The following is a 17958-nucleotide window of genomic DNA, read 5'->3' as shown; positions in this document are numbered from 1 at the left end:
GGGAAGTAGACGGCGCGCAATCGGCTAGCGGTTAAACCGCTCCACTAACGAATACTGGGTATTCGCGGTTTTGGTCAGCTCTTCACTCAGCAACGCCGAGTTCTGCGCCTGTTCCGAGGTCTGGTCCGCCAGCTCCGAAATGTTGCTGATGTTGCGGCTGATTTCTTCGGCCACGGCACTTTGCTCTTCAGTCGCGGCGGCAATCTGGGTGGTCATGTCGGTGATGTTGGCCACCGCTTCACTGATCCCCACCAGTGCCTGGTCCGCTTCCAGTACCCGCGCCACGCCTTCTTCCGCCTGACGATGCCCGGCTTCCATGGTCTGCACGGCGGTGCTGGCGGTTTGCTGGAGCTTGGCGATCAGCGCATGAATCTGCCCGGTGGACTCGCTGGTACGTTGCGCCAGCTGACGGACTTCGTCGGCCACCACCGCAAAACCACGACCCATCTCGCCGGCACGGGCCGCTTCGATGGCGGCGTTCAGGGCCAGCAGGTTGGTCTGGTCGGCGATGCCTTTGATCACGTCGACTACGCCGCCGATTTCGTTGCTGTCCTTGGCCAGTTGGGTCACGGTCACGCCGGTTTCACCGACTACCACCGACAGGCGCTGGATGGCTTCGCGGGTTTCCCCGGCGATATCACGACCGCGACCGGTCAGGCGATTGGCTTCCTGGGTGGCGTCGGCGGTGCGTTGCACGTGGCTGGCGACTTCCTGGGTGGTAGCTGCCATCTGGTTGACCGCAGTGGCCACCTGTTCGGTCTCGACCCGTTGACGTTCCAGACCGCTGGAGCTGTTGTGCGCCAGGGCGTCGGACTGCCTGGCTTGATCGGTCAGGTGTTCGGCCGTGTCCTGCAGGCGCGTCAGGCAGGTTTTCAGGCGTGCTTCCTGACTCAGGATGGACATTTCCAAACGCGCCTGGGCGCCGCGACTGTCGGTGTACATCTGTGCGATCAACGGATCGGAGGTGGTCTGCTCGGCCAGGCGCAGCAAACGCTTGAGGCCACGCTGTTGCCACTGAAGGCCCATCAGGCCCAGCGGCACCGAAAGACCGGCAGCCAGGGCAAACCCCCAATGGGAGTTCAGCGATGCACCGATCATGAAGCTTAATTGGCTGACCAGGATGAACGGCAGCCAGTCCTGCAGGATCGGCAACCATTTATCCGAGGAGGGAATGGCCGACTTGCCCTGGTTGATGCGTTGGTAGAGCGCTTCGGCACGGCGGATCTGTTCGGCGCTGGGCTTGACCCGCACCGACTCGTAACCGATCACCTGATTGCCTTCGAAGATCGGTGTCACATAGGCGTTCACCCAGTAATGATCACCGGTCTTGCAGCGATTCTTGACGATGCCCATCCATGGCAAGCCTTGTTTCAGCGTGTCCCACATGTGTGCGAACACCGCGGCCGGGACGTCGGGGTGACGGACCAGGTTGTGCGGTGCACGGATCAGTTCCTCTCGGGAAAACCCGCTGATCTCGACGAAAGCGTCGTTACAGTAGGTGATCATGCCCTTGGCATCGGTGGTGGAAATCAACCGTTGCTGAGCCGGGAAGGTCCGCTCGCGTTGTGTAATTGGCTGGTTGTTACGCATGGCTTTTTTAATCCGCAAGGCTTTCAAGTGCTGTATCGGCAAGGCCGGCGGATTGTTGAGATTATTTTTCGATAATCAGCGATGCGTCGCAAAATGACCCTTGCGTCAGCTGGTGAGCATCGGATAGGTGAACAGGCCGAAATGCAGCAGGTTCAAGCCAAAGTGGCTGGCAATGGCGGCGCCCAGCCCGCCGAACCGGTAGGCCAGGCCATAGCCGACCCCGGCCAGCGTCGCCAGCAACACCCACTGCCATCCTGCGCCGATATGGGCCAGGCCGAAGACCAATGACGCCAGCAGCAGGGCGAGGTGTTCACCGTAGGGCCGGTCTTTGAGGTACCGGCTCAGTCCGCCCTGGATGTAGCCACGGAACAGCGCTTCCTCGACCAGCGTCACCAGAGGCAGATTGTTCAGCAACCACAGCCAGGCTTGATCCGGCCATTTCGGCGCCCAGGCGATTACGCCCAGCAACAGCGCGCCGCCCAATGCCAGCACGGCGCTCAAGGTCAGTGCCAGTGCGGTGGCATACAGGGACAACCGAAGCGAACGTCGGCCGACAATCCACGGACAAACCAGTAACAGCCAGAAGCCGATCAGCGGTTTGTCCAGATTCAGGTGCATGGCGAATGACACGGCATCGTCGGTAAAGCGTTGGGGATTGATACCGCGACCGTTATAGAAACCGGGTAGCCAATGCGTCGCCAAGGCCAGGGCCAGGACGATGAACAGTCCGTGGCCGAGGTAGCGGACAAAAGGGATCTCGCGTTGGCGAACCGCTGCGCCGGCGACCAGCAACAAGAACACCGAAATTGCCGAGAGCCAGCCGAGATGGCCGTAGGTCAGCGCCAGGCCGTAGCCGAAGGAAAGCAGGGCCAGAAACGTCCATGGCAGGGCAATCATTTGAAGTCCTTAGAGATGAACAGCTTTTGTGGCGAGGGAGCTTGCTCCCGCTGGGTTGCGAAGCGGCCCCAATAACAATCAACCCGTTGTGCCAGATGAAATGCATCTGCAGGGCTGGCGACTGCTTCGCAGTCGAGCGGGAGCAAGCTCCCTCGCCACAGATGGGGGTATCCTGAGGGCTGCGATTATAAGCGTGGCCCAAACAAAAACACCGCCCGAAGGCGGTGTCTTTGTCAGCGGTCGGTCAGGACGCGATCAACTGCCGCAACACGTAATGCAAAATCCCTCCGGACTTGAAGTACTCCACCTCATTGAGCGTATCGATGCGGCACAACACCTCGATCTTCTCGCTACTGCCGTCTTCGCGGGTGATGACCAGCGTCAGGTTCATCCGTGGCGTCAGCTCGACGCCGGTCAAGCCGAGGATGTCCAGGATTTCACTGCCGTTGAGCTTCAGGCTCTTGCGGTTCTGATCCAGCTTGAACTGCAACGGCAGTACGCCCATGCCGACCAGGTTGGAGCGGTGAATCCGTTCGAAGCTTTCGGCGACGACCGCTTTCACCCCCAGCAGGTTGGTGCCCTTGGCGGCCCAGTCGCGACTCGAGCCGGTGCCGTATTCCTGGCCGGCGATCACCACCAGCGGGGTACCTGAAGCCTGATAACGCATGGCGGCGTCGTAGATCGGCATTTTCTCGCCAGTGGGAATGTAGCGGGTGTTGCCGCCTTCTTCGCCGCCGAGCATTTCGTTGCGTATGCGAATGTTGGCGAAGGTGCCGCGCATCATCACTTCATGGTTGCCACGCCGTGAGCCGTAGGAGTTGAAGTCCCTCGGCTCCACGCCTTTGTCGCGCAGGTATTGCCCTGCCGGGCTGTCGGCCTTGATGTTGCCGGCCGGGGAGATGTGGTCGGTGGTCACCGAGTCGCCGAGCAGTGCGAGGATCCTGGCGCCGTTGACATCCTTGACCACGGGCGGCGGGCCGCCGATGTCGTCGAAGAACGGCGGGTGCTGGATGTAAGTCGAGTCGTCCTGCCAGACATAGGTCGCCGCCTGCGGAACCTTGATCGCCTGCCATTGCGCGTCACCGGCAAACACTTCGGCGTATTCCTTGTGGAACATGGCGGTGTTGACCTGATTCACTGCGTCGGCAATTTCCTTGCTGCTTGGCCAGATGTCACGCAGGTAAACCGGCTTGCCGTCCTTGTCATCGCCTAGCGGCTCGCGGCTGAGGTCGGTGCGCACCGTGCCGGCCAGCGCGTAGGCCACTACCAGCGGCGGGGAGGCCAGCCAGTTGGTTTTAACCAGTGGATGCACCCGGCCTTCGAAGTTGCGATTGCCTGAGAGCACGGAGGCCACGGTGAGGTCGGCTTGCTGGATGGCTTTCTCGATGGGCTCCGACAGCGGTCCCGAGTTGCCGATGCAGGTGGTGCAGCCATAGCCGACCAGGGCAAAGCCCAATTCGTCAAGGTAATGGGTCAGCCCGGCCGCCTTGTAGTAGTCGGTGACCACTTTCGAGCCGGGGGCCAGCGAGCTCTTCACCCAGGGTTTGCGTTTCAGGCCTTTTTCCACGGCCTTCTTCGCCACCAGTCCGGCCGCCATCATTACGCTGGGGTTGGAGGTGTTGGTGCAGGAGGTGATCGCGGCGATGACCACGGCGCCGTTTTTCAGGCGATAGGTCTGGCCTTCGTAGTCGTAATCCACTTCGCCGGCCATATCGGCATTACCGACGGCAACACCGCCACCGCCTTCACTTTCCAGGCGGCCTTCTTCCTTGTTGGTGGGCTTGAATTGCAGGTCGGCGAAGTCGCTGAACGCTTGCGCGACATTGGGCAGCGACACCCGGTCCTGTGGGCGTTTTGGCCCGGCGAGGCTGGCTTCGACGCTGTCCATGTCCAGCGCCAGGCTGTCGGTGAACAGCGGTTCCTGGCCGGGCAGGCGCCACAGGCCCTGGGCCTTGCTGTAGGCCTCGACCAGTTGCACCGTTTCCAGGGGCCGTCCGGACAGGCGCAGGTAGTCCAGCGTGATGTCGTCCACCGGGAAAAAACCGCAGGTGGCGCCGTATTCCGGGGCCATGTTGGCGATGGTCGCACGGTCGGCCAGGGGCAGGTCGGCAAGGCCGTCGCCGTAGAATTCGACGAATTTGCCCACCACGCCTTTCTTGCGCAGCATCTGGGTCACGGTCAGCACCAGGTCGGTGGCGGTGATGCCTTCCTTGAGCTTACCGGTGAGTTTGAAACCGATGACTTCCGGAATCAGCATCGACACCGGTTGCCCGAGCATTGCCGCTTCCGCCTCGATACCGCCGACGCCCCAGCCGAGCACGCCGAGGCCGTTGATCATGGTGGTGTGGGAATCGGTGCCCACCAAAGTGTCGGGGAAGGCGTAGGTGCGGCCGTCCTCGTCCTTGGTCCAGACCGTGCGGCCGAGGTATTCAAGATTCACCTGGTGGCAGATCCCGGTGCCCGGCGGCACCACGCTGAAATTGTCGAAGGCACTCTGGCCCCAGCGCAGGAACGCATAGCGCTCGCCATTGCGCTGCATTTCAATGTCGACGTTCTGCTCGAAGGCGCTGCTGCTGGCAAACTTGTCGACCATCACCGAGTGGTCGATCACCAGGTCCACCGGCGACAGCGGGTTGATCCGCTGCGGATTGCCGCCGGCCTTGGCCATCGCCGCGCGCATGGCGGCCAGGTCGACAACCGCCGGTACGCCGGTGAAGTCCTGCATCAGCACCCGCGCCGGGCGGTACTGGATTTCGCGGTCGGAGCGACGCTCCTTGAGCCACGCGGCCAGTGCCTTGAGGTCGGCGCCGGTGACGGTTTTTTCGTCCTCCCAGCGCAGCAGGTTTTCCAGCAGGACTTTCAACGACATCGGCAACTTGTCCAGATCACCCAGGCTTTTGGCGGCATCGGGCAGGCTGAAGTAGTGGTAGGTCTTGTTGCCGACTTGCAGGGTCTTGAGCGTATTCAGGCTATCGAGGGACGGCATTGCGATCACTCCTTTGAGTCCGCACGGCTACGGACAGAGGGAACGGATAGAGGACTAAACCTAGCCCTCTTTGGTGCTTAAGGCTAATAACTGGACTCTATGGGCAAGTCCAGGGTCTGTTAACGCTTGCTGTCGAACCGCGTTGCGATGCCAAAGTGTGCGAGGCAAGGCGCGGGATGCCGCCAATGGTTGTTCCCTTGGCAAATCCCGCAACGCGGCCTCGCACACTTTGGCGCGCAACCCGAAGGGACGCGCCCCATTTTCCGCTGGGCGGCGTTGCTCGGAACTTATTTGGAACAACCAAACTGCGTTCCTCGCGCCTTGCCCAGCGGAAAATGGGGCTGCGTCGCGGTCGACAGCAAGCGTTAACAGACCCTGGGTTCCGAAGTCGGCTATCATGCGCCGGTTTTCGTGACAGGCTTTGCTGTAGAGCAAGCCTGGGCATCGCGCAGTGGTTGAATGTCTCGCCATCTGCCCAGGAGTAAGAATGAACACCCTTTTTATGCATTGCCGGCCGGGCTTCGAAGGCGAAGTCTGTTCCGAGATTTCCGACCTCGCTGCGCGCTTGAACGTGGCCGGATATGCCAAGGCCAAGGCTGCAACTGCCTGCGCCGAGTTTGTCTGCACCGAAGAAGACGGCGCCGAGCGCCTGATGCGCGGGCAGCGTTTCGCCGAGCTGATCTTCCCGCGCCAGTGGGCTCGGGGGATATTCATCGATCTGCCGGAAACCGACCGCATCAGCGTGATCCTGGCGCATATGGCGGACTTTCCGCTGTGCGGCAGCCTGTGGCTGGAAATGGTCGACACCAACGACGGCAAGGAACTGTCGAACTTCTGCAAGAAATTCGAAGTTCACCTGCGCAAGGCGCTGATGGCCGCCGGCAAGCTGGTGGAAGACGCTCACAAGCCGCGCCTGCTGCTGACGTTCAAGAGCGGCCGCGAAGTGTTCATGGGCCTGGCGGAGTCGAACAACTCGGCGATGTGGCCGATGGGCATTCCGCGATTGAAATTCCCCCGCGAGGCGCCGAGCCGCTCGACCCTCAAGCTGGAAGAGGCCTGGCACCACTTCATCCCGCGCGATCAGTGGGACGAGCGCCTGCACGGCGACATGACCGGCGTCGACCTCGGGGCCGCCCCCGGTGGCTGGACCTGGCAACTGGTCAATCGCGGCATGCTGGTGACCGCCATCGACAACGGCCCGATGGCCGAAAGCCTGATGGACACCGGTCTGGTGCAGCACTTGATGGCTGACGGTTTTACCTTCAAGCCCAAGCAACCGGTGGACTGGATGGTCTGCGACATCGTCGAGAAGCCGGCGCGCAACGCCGCGATGCTGGAAGAGTGGATTGGCGAGGGGCATTGCCGCGAAGCGGTGGTCAACCTCAAGCTGCCGATGAAACAGCGCTATGCCGAAGTGAAGCGCTTGCTCGAGCGCATTGCCGATGGCTTCAAGGCCCGGGGCATCAAGGTTGAGATCGGCTGCAAGCAGCTGTACCACGACCGCGAGGAAGTGACCTGCCATTTGCGTCGACTGGATGTGAAGAAGCCGAAATCCCGCTGATATCCATCCATGGCTTTTGTGGCGAGGGAGCAAGCTCCCTCGCCACAAACCCGGCAATGCGCGACAATGCCGGCCAGTTTCAGGAGTGAATCATGAGTGAAATGCTTGATACGCCGGTAGACGGCACCCTCGACGCCACCGGCCTCAACTGCCCCGAGCCGGTGATGATGCTGCACCAGCACATCCGTGACCTGGTGCCCGGCGGCCTGCTCAAGGTGATCGCCACTGATCCGTCGACCCGTCGCGACATTCCCAAGTTCTGCGTGTTTCTCGACCATGAACTGGTGGCGCAGCACGAAGATGAGGGCACCTACCTCTACTGGATTCGCAAGAAGTCCGTTTAACGGTAGCCAAAAAAAAGACCTGCAAAAGCAGGTCTTTTTGTTTGTGCAGTCAACCCGCCGAGCGGCTGTTACGAATTCGCCTGCGCGCACTGAGCGTCAGGCGGATCGACAGCATCAGCGCCGCGCAGCTCAAGCCGGCAATCAATCCTTCCCATAGCCCGCTCGGGCCGCTGGCCGGACCGAACCAATCGGTCAGTCCCAGCACGTAACCGACCGGCAAGCCGATACCCCAATAGGCGAACAGGGTCAGGATCATCGTCACCCGGGTGTCCTGGTATCCACGCAGCGCGCCCGCGCAGATCACCTGGATGGCATCGGAAAACTGATACAGCGCGGCATACACAATCAACATCGACGCAATCTGGATCACGGCCTTGTCAGGCGTGTAGATCGAGGCGATAGGTTCGCGCAGGAGCAGGATCAGGGCTGCCGAGAACGCCGCGAACACCAGTGCCGCGCCGAGCCCGACCTTCGCCGCGAAGCGCGCCTGCCAGGGATTGCCGGCCCCCAGTGCCTGGCCGACGCGCACGGTCACCGCCATGCCCAGCGAGTAAGGAATCATGAACAGCAACGAGCTGATATTCAGGGCGATCTGGTGCCCGGCCACCACGGTAGAGCCGAGACTGCCGATCAACAGGGCAATGACCGCGAAGATGCTGGACTCGGCAAACACGGCGATACCGATCGGCAGGCCGATGCTGACCAGGCGCTTGATCACGGCCCATTTTGGCCGATCGAAGCGCACCAGCACACGGGTGCGGGCATAGAAGGGGGCCCAGAAGGTCCAGCCGGCCATGCTCAACGCCATGAACCACATCACGATGCCGCTGGCCCAGCCACAACCGACGCCGCCCAGGGCCGGTGCGCCGAAATGGCCATAGATCAACGTGTAGTTCAGCGGAATGTTCAGCAGTAGCCCGCACAAGCCGATGACCATGCTCGGACGGGTCCGCCCCATGCCATCGCTGTAGCAGCGCAGCACGTAATAGAACGCCATGCCCGGCAAGCCGAAGGCGATCCCGTGCAGGTAACCCATGCTCGGCTCGATCAATTGTGGGTCGACTTTCATCCAGTGCAGGATCGGCTCGGCGCCGAGCAGCAGGCCACTGCCGATCAACCCGACGCACAGTGCCAGCCACAGCGCCTGGCGTACCAGCGGGCCGATTTCGTCAAGCTGCCCGGCGCCAAAGCGTTGCGCGACCTTGGGTGTGGTTGCCAGCAGGACGCCGGACATCAACAGGTAGACCGGAATCCAGATCGAGTTGCCCAGGGCCACCGAGGCCAGGTCCCGGGGGCTGACGCGGCCGGCCATCACCGCATCGACGAAGCCCATGGCCGTGGTCGCCAGTTGCGCGATCATGATGGGCAGGGCCAGGCTGAGCAGGCCTTTGAGCTCCAGGCGAACAGGTGTCGTCCGCGCCGGAGCAATGGCGGCGGTATTCTCAATTACAGGATTCAATGGCGAAACGTCCAAAAGGTATTGATGCACAGGCGCGCATTCTACGCGTTGACGCGCCAGTCAGGAAAAGACCCGTGTTGTGGATTTGTAATCATCTGCGAGCGGCGTGCTAGGCGCGATGAGGTATCTACGCCTAAACTGCCGATCCGCCAAAGGAGCCTGCCATGCTGATTGTTGCCGACGAAAATATCCCCCTGCTCGATGCCTTCTTCGGAGGCTTCGGAGAAATCCGCCGGGTACCGGGTCGCGCCATCGACCGTGCCACGGTCGAGCAGGCCGATGTGCTGTTGGTGCGCTCGGTGACCAACGTCAATCGCGCGCTGCTAGAGGGCAGCAAGGTGCGCTTTGTCGGTACGTGCACCATTGGCACCGATCATCTGGACCTGAATTACTTTCAGCAGACCGGTATCACCTGGTCCAGCGCACCAGGCTGCAATGCCCGCGGCGTGGTCGACTATGTGCTCGGCAGTCTGCTGACCCTGGCCGAAATCGAAGGTGTCGACCTGACCCGGCGTACCTACGGCGTGCTTGGTGCCGGCGAAGTGGGTGGACGGCTGGTCAAGGTCCTGCAAGGCCTGGGCTGGAAGGTGCTGGTGTGCGATCCACCTCGGCAAGCTGCAGAAGGTGGGGATTACGTCAGCCTCGAGCAGATCATCGACGAGTGCGACGTCATCAGCCTGCACACGCCATTGACTAAACAGGGTCCGCAATCGACCTGGCATTTGTTCGATGAAAAACGCCTGAACCAGCTCAGGTCCGGCACCTGGCTGATCAATGCCAGTCGCGGGCCGGTGGTCAACAACGCGGCGCTGCGCGATGTGCTGCTGGAGCGCGAAGACCTGCAAGCAGTGCTCGATGTCTGGGAAGGCGAGCCAGAAGTCGACGTGGCGCTGGCCGAACTCTGCGTGCTGGCAACGCCACACATTGCCGGCTACAGCCTCGACGGCAAGCAGCGGGGGACCGCGCAGATCTATCAGGCCTATTGCGATTTCCTCGGGCAACCGGCCCGCGTCAGCCTGGGCGATTTGCTGCCGGCACCGTGGCTGTCGCACGTGACCCTCAATGCGCAAAGCGACCCGGCCTGGGCGTTGGCCATGCTGTGCCGTGGCGTGTATGACCCGCGTCGTGACGATGCGGATTTCCGTCGCAGCCTTGTCGGCAATGTCAGCGAACAGCGTGCGGCATTCGATGTGCTGCGCAAGCAATACCCGTCGCGCCGTGAGATCGACGGGTTGCAGGTGCGAATCGAGGGAGATGCGCCTGAGTTGCAGAAAATTGTGGCGGCGTTGGGGGCGACGGCAATCTGATAGGCCGTGGCGGCCCCGGATTGGATAAGCAGGCATAAAAAACCCGGCCAACAAAGGGCCGGGTCAAGAAGACGGTGGCTATATCACTTTTGTTCGGCAGGTTTGACCAATCGCTTTTCCAGTTCGCTGCAAGCTTTCTGGATCATTTCTTCAGTGATCGGTACTTCGCGGCCCTGCTCGTCAATAATCGAGCAACCCAGAGACTGGTCTGGTTGCGTGCGGATCACTTGAATCTTGTCATCGCTGCTGTGTTGCAAGGACATGGCCTGTCTCCTCATCAGGTTGTTAGCTTACTGTAGAACCACCAGGTGACCGGGCTATGACAACTCCCTGCGATCTTTCCGGGGGGACAGAACCAGTCCAGCAGAAATGCCTTCGCCTGGCTACCCGAACTTTAGACCAATAATGTCTAGCCTCTAGTGTTGGTGGACATAATCAACCCGACTCATTGTGATTTGCAGCGAGCCACCCCATTGAGCGGTATAGGCTGACCCTAATGACTGCCTTGTCCAGGATGATTACGATGCTCTCTGCCCGTCACCGCCGTGCCATTCGCCTGGCCAGTCGTTTCATCGCGCCGTATCGCTGGCAGGCCTTTGGCGCCTTGCTGGCGTTGATCGCCACCGCCGGCATTACCTTGTCCATGGGGCAGGGCATCCGTCTGCTGGTGGACAAGGGGTTCATGACCCAGTCACCGCACCTGCTCAATCAGTCCATCGGTCTGTTCATGCTGCTGGTGGCGGGGTTGGCGATCGGAACCTTTGCACGGTTTTACCTGGTGTCGTGGATCGGCGAGCGCTGTGTCGCCGACATCCGGCGCAACGTGTTCAATCATCTGATTTACCTGCACCCGGGGTTTTACGAAGACAATCGCAGCTCGGAAATCCAGTCCCGCCTGACCGCCGACACCACGCTGCTGCAGTCGGTCATCGGCTCTTCGCTGTCATTGTTCCTGCGCAATCTGTTGATGGTGATCGGCGGTATCGTCCTGTTGTTCATCACCAACCCCAAGCTCACCAGCATCGTGGTGGTCGCCTTGCCCCTGGTGATCGCGCCGATCCTGATCTTCGGGCGCCGGGTGCGTAACCTCTCACGTCTGAGCCAGGACCGGATTGCCGACATCGGCAGCTATGTGTCGGAAACCCTGGGGCAGATCAAGACCGTGCAGGCCTACAACCATCAGGCCCAGGACGAGCGCCGGTTTGCCGTGACGGTGGAAGATGCGTTCAACACCGCACGCAAGCGCATCTTCCAGCGGGCGTGGTTGATTACCCTGGTGATCGTGCTGGTCCTGGGTGCGGTGGGGGTGATGCTCTGGGTTGGCGGCATGGACGTCATCGCCGGGCGAATCTCCGCTGGCGAGCTGGCGGCGTTCGTGTTCTACAGCCTGATCGTCGGCAGCGCGTTCGGCACCTTGAGCGAAGTGATTGGTGAATTGCAGCGGGCAGCCGGCGCGGCCGAGCGGATTGCCGAATTGCTGCGTTCGGAAAACATCATCCTGCCCCCGGTGGCGGGCGCGGTGAAACTGCCGGAGCGGGTCGATGGCCAACTGCAACTGCACAATGTGCGTTTTTCCTACCCGTCGCGGCCGGAAAGCTATGCCGTCGACGGGTTGAGCCTGACCATCAATGCCGGTGAGACGCTGGCGCTGGTCGGGCCATCAGGGGCCGGCAAATCCACGGTGTATGACTTGCTGCTGCGTTTTTACGACCCCGCGCAGGGGCGCATCCTGCTCGATGGCGTGCCGTTGACTCAACTCGATCCGCTGGACCTGCGCCGCTGTTTCGCTCTGGTATCGCAGACTCCGGCGCTGTTTTTCGGCAGCATTGAAGAAAACATTCGCTACGGCAATCCGCAGGCGACCTTGGCCGAGGTGCAGGAAGCAGCAAAAATCGCTTACGCCCATGACTTTATCGAAGCCATGCCCAACGGTTACCAGACTCATCTGGGGGACGGCGGCCTCGGCTTGTCCGGCGGCCAGCGCCAACGCCTGGCCATCGCCCGCGCGTTGCTGGTGGACGCCCCGATCCTGCTCCTGGACGAAGCCACCAGCGCCCTCGACGCCCAAAGCGAGCACCTGATCCAGCAGGCACTGCCGGGCCTGATGAAGAATCGAACCACCCTGGTGATCGCCCATCGCCTGGCCACGGTGAAAAACGCCGACCGAATCGCGGTGATGGACCAGGGGAAACTGGTGGCGGTGGGCACGCATCAGGAACTGATTGCCAGCAATGCCTTGTATGCGCGGTTGGCGGCGTTGCAGTTCAGTGATGGGCAGAATGCCGTTTCCGACCAAATAACCGGCTAAGAAAAGCGCAATAAAAATGCCCGCATCTTTCAATGCGGGCATTTTTATTGCGGTTTACCAGAACAGCTTGCGGCTTGTAGCTTAAAGCTTGCCGCTGCTCCTCTTATTGATCATCAAAATACCGCTCATGCCAATCCACGATCGGCTGCGGTGAGTTGAGCTTGTCGCCATAGATCACCGAATACGACAGCACGTTTTGCACGTACTGGCGGGTTTCGTCGAACGGAATGCTTTCCACCCACACGTCGAAACTCAGGTGATCGGCACCGCGCAGCCATTGGCGTACGCGGCCGGGGCCGGCGTTGTAGGCGGCGGAGGCGAGGACGCGGTTGCCGTTGAACTGGCTGTGCACCTGGCTCAGGTAAGCGGCGCCGAGCTGGATGTTCTTGTCCGGATCCAGCAGTTGCTGTGGCGAGCTGTAGGGAATGCTGAACTTGCGCGCGGTTTCCTTGGCGGTGGCGGGCATCAGTTGCATCAGGCCCGAGGCGCCGACCCCGGAGCGGGCGTCGTCCATGAACGCACTTTCCTGGCGGGTGATGGCGAACGCCCAGCTCGGATGCAGGCCGCGGTTCTTCGCTTCACGCACCAGCGTATTGCGGTGGGCCATCGGGAAACGGATATCCAGGTCATCCCAATACTGCGCCTGACTGATGGTGCGGATCGCCGGGAAATACCATTTCAGGTCGTAGGCCAGTTTGGCCTGGGCGACCATCTCGTCGCGGCTGAAGTGGCGGCTGACGTGGTACCACTCGCGGCGACCGTCGACAATTTGCCCGCGAGCGTGGAATTCCAGGGCGCGACGCACGCCGGGAGTGTTGCGCACCTTGTTGATGGTGGCCTGGCTGAGCACCAGCGGTTTGTTGAGCAGCGAGTAGGGCGACTGTGAGCGATCGGCGGCGAGGAAACCATAGAAGTCGCGTTCGCGGGCCAGGCTTTTATAGAGCGTCTGCGCTTCCGGATTCTGCGGTTGCGCCAGTTCCAGGCTGCGGGCCTGCCAGTAACGCCAGCGGTTGGTGGTGGCCAGGTCCTGGGGCAGGCGGCGGGTCAACTGATAGGCATCGTCCCAGCGCGCCAGGCGCAGGAGCAGGCGCAGGCGCCATTCGGAAACCGTGTTGTCGCGTAGCTCCGGATCGTATTTGGTCATGACGTCCAGGGCTCGGCCGTCGAAACGTTTGGCGAGGGTCAGCCCGATTTCCCGGGCGATCGCCACTTTTTCATCCCGGGAGAAGTGCATGCTGCTGGCGTAACCGTCGAGCAGGTCCATGGCCTTGTCCGGGTCCTGGCGAGCCAGGCGGCGCAGGCCGAGGCTGACCACGTCGGACATGGCTTCATCGGCCGGGGTGAAGCGTGACGGCTGGTTGAGCAGTTCCGGTTTCTGCGCCACGTCCACCAGCAAGCGACCGCGAGGGGCGAGGGTGGTCATGCCGTTGACCAGGCTGTTGGCCAGCGGGTAGTTGCGCGCCTGGGCGGCGAGTTTCGCGCGTTCCCAGCGTTTTTGCTCGGTCAGCTGGCCATCGGCGGCCCACATGCCGAACAGGGCATCACAGGCTTCGGGCTGGGATTTACCGGTCAGCCAGAGTTTCTCGGTGTTGGCGTAACCTTCGGCTTTGAGGTTGTGGCTGATCTGGTACTGCGCATTCAGGCAGTCCAGTTCGGTGAAGTTCATTTTCGGGTCGTAATACTTGACGAAGGTCGCCCAATCGCCCCGGTCTGCCAGCCAGCGCAACCAGCGTAGTTTCATCCAGTTGGCCTGGGGCAGGTCGCCGTGTTCGGCGAGGAATTTCTCGATTTCGGCGTTGCTTGCGGTTTTCAGGCGCGCGGTCAGCTCGTCGTACGCCAGGTAGGGTTCCAGCGGATAATCGGCGAGGGCCTGGCTGTAACGGAAATACGGGCCGCTATCGCCCTTGGCCAAGGCGCGCTTGGCTTCATCGTAATACTGGCGTTGGGTGGACAGGTCCACCGCCTGGACGGATTGGACGGCAGCGGCGGACAGTAAAAAAGCAGATAAAAGATTGAAAAGGCGACTGCGCATGAGACGTCCGGGCAGAGAAAATCATGACAAGTACGGGCCAGGCCCGCGCTGAATTGTCTGTAGCTTAGCCTTTTGCCAGCAGCCGGTGAAAGCTTTGCGGGTCTTCCCGCATCAGTTCGCAACATTTGTCATGCAGAGTGCTACGAGAGTGAAATTGCCGGCCTTCTGAAGCCTCAAGTCAGGTAGAATGCGCGCCCGGTTTTTGGAGAAGCTCATGACCCTGCTCAAATTCAGCGATGTGTCCCTTGCTTTCGGCGCTATGCCGTTGTTGGACAAGGTGTCCTGGCAGATCGCCCGTGGTGAGCGGGTGTGCATCATCGGCCGCAACGGCACTGGCAAGTCCAGCATGATGAAGCTCGTCAAGGGCGACCAGAAGCCCGATGACGGCTCCGTTTGGCGCGCACCCGGGCTCAAGATCGGCGAATTGCCGCAAGAATTGCCGGTGGCCGACGAGCGGACAGTGTTCGACGTGGTGGCCGAAGGCCTGGACGGCGTTGGCGCCTTGCTCGCCGAATATCACCACCTGAGCCAGAACATCGTCACCGACGCCGATCTGGACAAACTGATGCACGTCCAGCACGACCTCGAAGCCCGTGATGGCTGGCGCTTGCAGACCCTCGTCGACAGCACCCTGAGCCGCCTGCAATTGCCGGCCGACAAGACCCTCGCCGAGTTGTCCGGCGGCTGGCGTCGTCGCGTCCTGCTGGCCCAGGCCCTGGTGTCCGAGCCGGACCTGCTGCTACTCGACGAACCGACCAACCACCTGGACATCGGTGCCATCGCCTGGCTTGAAGAAGCGCTGAAGGATTTCCAGGGCGCCGTGCTGTTCATCACGCACGACCGTTCTTTCCTGCAGAACCTGGCAACCCGCATCCTGGAACTGGATCGCGGTGGCCTGATCGACTGGAACGGCGACTACGCCAGTTTCCTCGTGCACAAGGAAGCTGAACTCGCTGCCGAAGCCACTGCCAACGCGCTGTTCGACAAGCGCCTGGCCCAGGAAGAAGTGTGGATTCGCCAGGGCATCAAGGCCCGTCGTACCCGTAACGAAGGTCGCGTGCGTGCACTGAAAGCCTTGCGTGTCGAGCGCAGCGAGCGTCGTGAGCGTACCGGCAAGGCCAACATTCAGCTGGATACCGCCGACAAGTCCGGCAAGCAGGTCATGGTGCTCGAGAATGTGAGCTTCGCTCACCCAGGCGGGCCGTTCCTGATCAAGGACTTCTCCATGGTGCTGCAGCGCGGTGACCGTATCGGCCTGCTCGGCGCCAACGGTACCGGCAAGACCACGTTGCTGAAGCTGATGCTCAGCGGCCTGCAACCGACCAGTGGCAAAGTGGAAGAGGGCACCAGGATCGATGTCGCCTACTTCGACCAGCTGCGCCATCAACTGGACCTGGAAAAAACCGTGATCGACAACGTGGCCGAAGGTCGCGACTTCATCGATATCGACGGCCAGAGCCGCCACGTGCTGAGCTACCTCGGCGACTTCCTGTTCAGCCCGCAGCGTGCCCGCACGCCGGTCAAGGCGCTGTCCGGTGGTGAGCGTGCCCGTCTGTTGCTGGCCAAGCTGTTCAGCAAGCCGGCGAACCTGCTGGTACTCGACGAACCGACCAACGACCTCGACGTTGAAACCCTCGAATTGCTCGAAGAGGTCTTGCTGACCTTCAACGGCACCGTACTGATGGTCAGCCACGACCGGGCATTCCTCGACAACGTGGTTACCAGCACCCTGGTCTTCGAAGGTGAAGGCAAGGTTCGCGAGTACGTCGGTGGCTATCAGGACTGGCTGCGCCAGGGCGGCTCGCCGCGCCTGCTGGGCGTGACCGAGAGCAAGTCCGGCAAGGCCGACCTGAACTCCGCGGTGGTGAAGGCCGAGCCTGCCCCGGTAGCGGCAGCGGTCGAAGCGCCAGTGGCAAAGAAAAAGCTCAGCTACAAGTTGCAGCGCGAGCTGGAAGCGTTGCCGGGGCAGATCGAAGCCATGGAGCAGCAGATTGCCGCCGTTGAAGCACAGATGGCGGATGCGGGTTTCTACCAGCGTCCTGCTGCCGAGTCCGCTGCGGTGATCGCTCAGTTGGAGCAGTTGCAGGCTGAACTCGACATCATGGTCGAGCGTTGGGCCGAGCTGGATGCCTGATTGACGCTGCAATAAAAAAGCCCGGCGCTCAGTGATGAGCGCCGGGCTTTTCGTATGAAGATTTGAAGGTTGTTACGGTTTCAATGTGGGAGCGAGCTTGCTCGCGATGGCGGCCTGTCAGTCAATGTTGATATCGACTGACAGTGCCTCATCGCGAGCAGGCTCGCTCCTACAGGTGATGTACAGCGTCAGGATTTGTTCTGCAGGCGCACCGCCAGCACATCGCAAGGCGCGCCGTGCAGCACGTCATTGGCGGTGGAGCCCAGCAGCAGTGCCAGGCCATGCCGGCCATGGCTGCCCACCACGATCAGGTCGCAGGTTTGCTCCTTGGCCAGGTGGTGGATCTCCTGGCGTGGCTGGCCGTAGGTCAGGTGGCTGTATTCCCTGGAGAGCTCCGGATATTTCAGGATCAAGCGGTCAAGGCGCTCCTTGGCCTGATCGAACTGCTGCTGTTGCAGTTGTGACAGGTCCATCGGCACGTCGCCGCCGAAGGCCATCGCCATCGGTTCGACAATGTGCACCAGCGACAATTTCGCACCGTTGCTCACCGACAGTTCGCGAGCGCGGTGAATCACAGGGTCGCACTCTTCGGTCAGATCTACAGCGACCAGAATATGGTTGTAGGGCATGAGGTGCTCCTCCTGAGGGATGCAATATTGGTAAGTATGGCTGGTTTCAAGCGCATTGGCTCCAAAGTGACACAATGGGCTCATTCAAATTCGGGAGTACAGATATGACGGTCTGGATAGTGGTGTCAATCCTGCTGGTGGTGCTGAGTCCGCTGGCATGGTTGCGGCCGTCGCGAGTTCAGAGCGGGCGCATAGCCTTGCGGATGGAGGCTCGGCGCATCGGGCTGGCCATGCAACTGGCACCTCAGGAATGGCCGCACTGGCTCAGCCAGGAGCCGCCGAGCCCCTGCGCCCAGTACCATCGTCCGCGGCGTGGCAGTCGGCCGGCGTGCTGGAGTTACTGGCAAAAATCACCGGGTGTCTGGGTCAATCAATGGCAGGAAATCTGTGAAGATCGGTCGCTACTCGATCATTTCGAGAAATTGCCAGGCAATGTCTTCAAGGTCGAGGCTGACAAGCAAATAATCGCCCTGTATTGGGGCGAGAAGGGCGAGGCCGAGGTATTGCAACAGATTGATGCCACCCTCAAGGCATTGGCCTGACACCGCAAGCAGCAAAAATCATCAGGCAATAAAAAGCCCGACAAAATCATCGGGCGGGTTGGCCAGGCAGGCCGGTAAATCGGTGTTGGCTGATCTTACGCTGGGCATTCGCCAAAAGCGTTCACAATTTTCCCCTTGGTTTCGCCAGCGTAGCTTGTTAAACACGGGC

General features: G+C 61.2%; 13 protein-coding genes. 6 read left to right on the top strand and 7 right to left on the bottom strand.

The features are described 5' to 3' along the window. Positions 1 to 24: 24 nt before the first annotated feature. From KGA96_RS23550 to acnA, 3 genes are all read right to left on the bottom strand, one after another. A complete protein-coding gene (locus KGA96_RS23550; RefSeq protein WP_046041362.1) occupies positions 25 to 1590 on the bottom strand; it encodes a methyl-accepting chemotaxis protein in 1566 nt (521 codons plus the stop codon). A 105-nt stretch (positions 1591 to 1695) separates the two neighbouring features. Continuing rightward, entirely contained in the window at positions 1696 to 2487 is a 792-nt protein-coding gene (locus KGA96_RS23545) for a CPBP family intramembrane glutamic endopeptidase (protein ID WP_223515130.1), read from the bottom strand. 244 nt (positions 2488 to 2731) lie between these two features. Then, the gene (gene acnA, locus KGA96_RS23540) at positions 2732 to 5473 is read right to left on the bottom strand and encodes an aconitate hydratase AcnA (RefSeq protein ID WP_223515127.1); all 2742 of its coding nucleotides are present in this window, start codon (positions 5471 to 5473) and stop codon (positions 2732 to 2734) included. Positions 5474 to 5960: 487 nt separating this feature from the next. Here acnA and rlmM point away from each other — a divergent pair, with 487 nt between their 5' ends. Together rlmM and tusA are read left to right on the top strand one after the other, a co-directional pair. Further along, positions 5961 to 7034: a 23S rRNA (cytidine(2498)-2'-O)-methyltransferase RlmM gene (rlmM, locus tag KGA96_RS23535; RefSeq protein ID WP_046041367.1), complete on the top strand. Its 1074-nt coding sequence runs from the start codon at positions 5961 to 5963 to the stop codon at positions 7032 to 7034. Positions 7035 to 7126: 92 nt separating this feature from the next. Then, positions 7127 to 7378, top strand: coding sequence for a sulfurtransferase TusA (gene tusA, locus KGA96_RS23530; protein ID WP_056721984.1), 252 nt, complete (start codon positions 7127 to 7129; stop codon positions 7376 to 7378). Positions 7379 to 7427: 49 nt separating this feature from the next. Here the strand turns inward: tusA and KGA96_RS23525 are convergent, their stop codons facing one another. Continuing rightward, positions 7428 to 8837, bottom strand: a complete 1410-nt coding sequence (locus KGA96_RS23525) for an MATE family efflux transporter (RefSeq protein ID WP_046041428.1) — start codon at positions 8835 to 8837, stop codon at positions 7428 to 7430. A 164-nt stretch (positions 8838 to 9001) separates the two neighbouring features. Between KGA96_RS23525 and pdxB the strand changes: the two genes are divergently transcribed. Then, positions 9002 to 10144, top strand: a complete 1143-nt coding sequence (gene pdxB, locus KGA96_RS23520; RefSeq protein WP_223515125.1) for a 4-phosphoerythronate dehydrogenase PdxB — start codon at positions 9002 to 9004, stop codon at positions 10142 to 10144. Positions 10145 to 10227: 83 nt separating this feature from the next. Here pdxB and KGA96_RS23515 read toward each other — a convergent pair whose 3' ends face one another. Beyond that, positions 10228 to 10407 (bottom strand): PA1571 family protein, encoded by a 180-nt coding sequence (locus tag KGA96_RS23515; RefSeq protein WP_046041374.1) that lies wholly within the window; start codon positions 10405 to 10407, stop codon positions 10228 to 10230. Between the two features lie 251 nt (positions 10408 to 10658). Between KGA96_RS23515 and KGA96_RS23510 the strand changes: the two genes are divergently transcribed. Then, positions 10659 to 12452 (top strand): ABC transporter transmembrane domain-containing protein, encoded by a 1794-nt coding sequence (locus KGA96_RS23510; RefSeq protein WP_185754797.1) that lies wholly within the window; start codon positions 10659 to 10661, stop codon positions 12450 to 12452. Between the two features lie 103 nt (positions 12453 to 12555). Here the strand turns inward: KGA96_RS23510 and KGA96_RS23505 are convergent, their stop codons facing one another. Further along, positions 12556 to 14484 (bottom strand): transglycosylase SLT domain-containing protein, encoded by a 1929-nt coding sequence (locus tag KGA96_RS23505; RefSeq protein WP_046041379.1) that lies wholly within the window; start codon positions 14482 to 14484, stop codon positions 12556 to 12558. A 214-nt stretch (positions 14485 to 14698) separates the two neighbouring features. Between KGA96_RS23505 and KGA96_RS23500 the strand changes: the two genes are divergently transcribed. Beyond that, complete coding sequence (locus KGA96_RS23500) at positions 14699 to 16618, top strand: ATP-binding cassette domain-containing protein (protein ID WP_223515123.1); 1920 nt, start codon at positions 14699 to 14701, stop codon at positions 16616 to 16618. 188 nt (positions 16619 to 16806) lie between these two features. Here the strand turns inward: KGA96_RS23500 and KGA96_RS23495 are convergent, their stop codons facing one another. Then, the gene (locus KGA96_RS23495; RefSeq protein WP_046041383.1) at positions 16807 to 17247 is read right to left on the bottom strand and encodes a universal stress protein; all 441 of its coding nucleotides are present in this window, start codon (positions 17245 to 17247) and stop codon (positions 16807 to 16809) included. A 104-nt stretch (positions 17248 to 17351) separates the two neighbouring features. Here KGA96_RS23495 and KGA96_RS23490 point away from each other — a divergent pair, with 104 nt between their 5' ends. Beyond that, complete coding sequence (locus KGA96_RS23490) at positions 17352 to 17789, top strand: hypothetical protein (protein ID WP_046041384.1); 438 nt, start codon at positions 17352 to 17354, stop codon at positions 17787 to 17789. Positions 17790 to 17958: the final 169 nt, after the last annotated feature.

This window comes from Pseudomonas sp. GL-R-26 (genome assembly GCF_019947365.1).
GTDB lineage: Bacteria > Pseudomonadota > Gammaproteobacteria > Pseudomonadales > Pseudomonadaceae > Aquipseudomonas.
Note: the sequence above shows the minus strand (reverse complement) of the source record. Positions and strands in the feature narration are given on the sequence as shown.

Coding starts and splice junctions, on each gene's coding strand:
- KGA96_RS23550 (WP_046041362.1), bottom strand. CDS start 1,590: ATGCGTAACAACCAGCCAATTACACAACGCGAGCGGACCTTCCCGGCT.
- KGA96_RS23545 (WP_223515130.1), bottom strand. CDS start 2,487: ATGATTGCCCTGCCATGGACGTTTCTGGCCCTGCTTTCCTTCGGCTAC.
- acnA (WP_223515127.1), bottom strand. CDS start 5,473: ATGCCGTCCCTCGATAGCCTGAATACGCTCAAGACCCTGCAAGTCGGC.
- rlmM (WP_046041367.1), top strand. CDS start 5,961: ATGAACACCCTTTTTATGCATTGCCGGCCGGGCTTCGAAGGCGAAGTC.
- tusA (WP_056721984.1), top strand. CDS start 7,127: ATGAGTGAAATGCTTGATACGCCGGTAGACGGCACCCTCGACGCCACC.
- pdxB (WP_223515125.1), top strand. CDS start 9,002: ATGCTGATTGTTGCCGACGAAAATATCCCCCTGCTCGATGCCTTCTTC.
- KGA96_RS23515 (WP_046041374.1), bottom strand. CDS start 10,407: ATGTCCTTGCAACACAGCAGCGATGACAAGATTCAAGTGATCCGCACG.
- KGA96_RS23510 (WP_185754797.1), top strand. CDS start 10,659: ATGATTACGATGCTCTCTGCCCGTCACCGCCGTGCCATTCGCCTGGCC.
- KGA96_RS23505 (WP_046041379.1), bottom strand. CDS start 14,484: ATGCGCAGTCGCCTTTTCAATCTTTTATCTGCTTTTTTACTGTCCGCC.
- KGA96_RS23500 (WP_223515123.1), top strand. CDS start 14,699: ATGACCCTGCTCAAATTCAGCGATGTGTCCCTTGCTTTCGGCGCTATG.
- KGA96_RS23495 (WP_046041383.1), bottom strand. CDS start 17,247: ATGCCCTACAACCATATTCTGGTCGCTGTAGATCTGACCGAAGAGTGC.
- KGA96_RS23490 (WP_046041384.1), top strand. CDS start 17,352: ATGACGGTCTGGATAGTGGTGTCAATCCTGCTGGTGGTGCTGAGTCCG.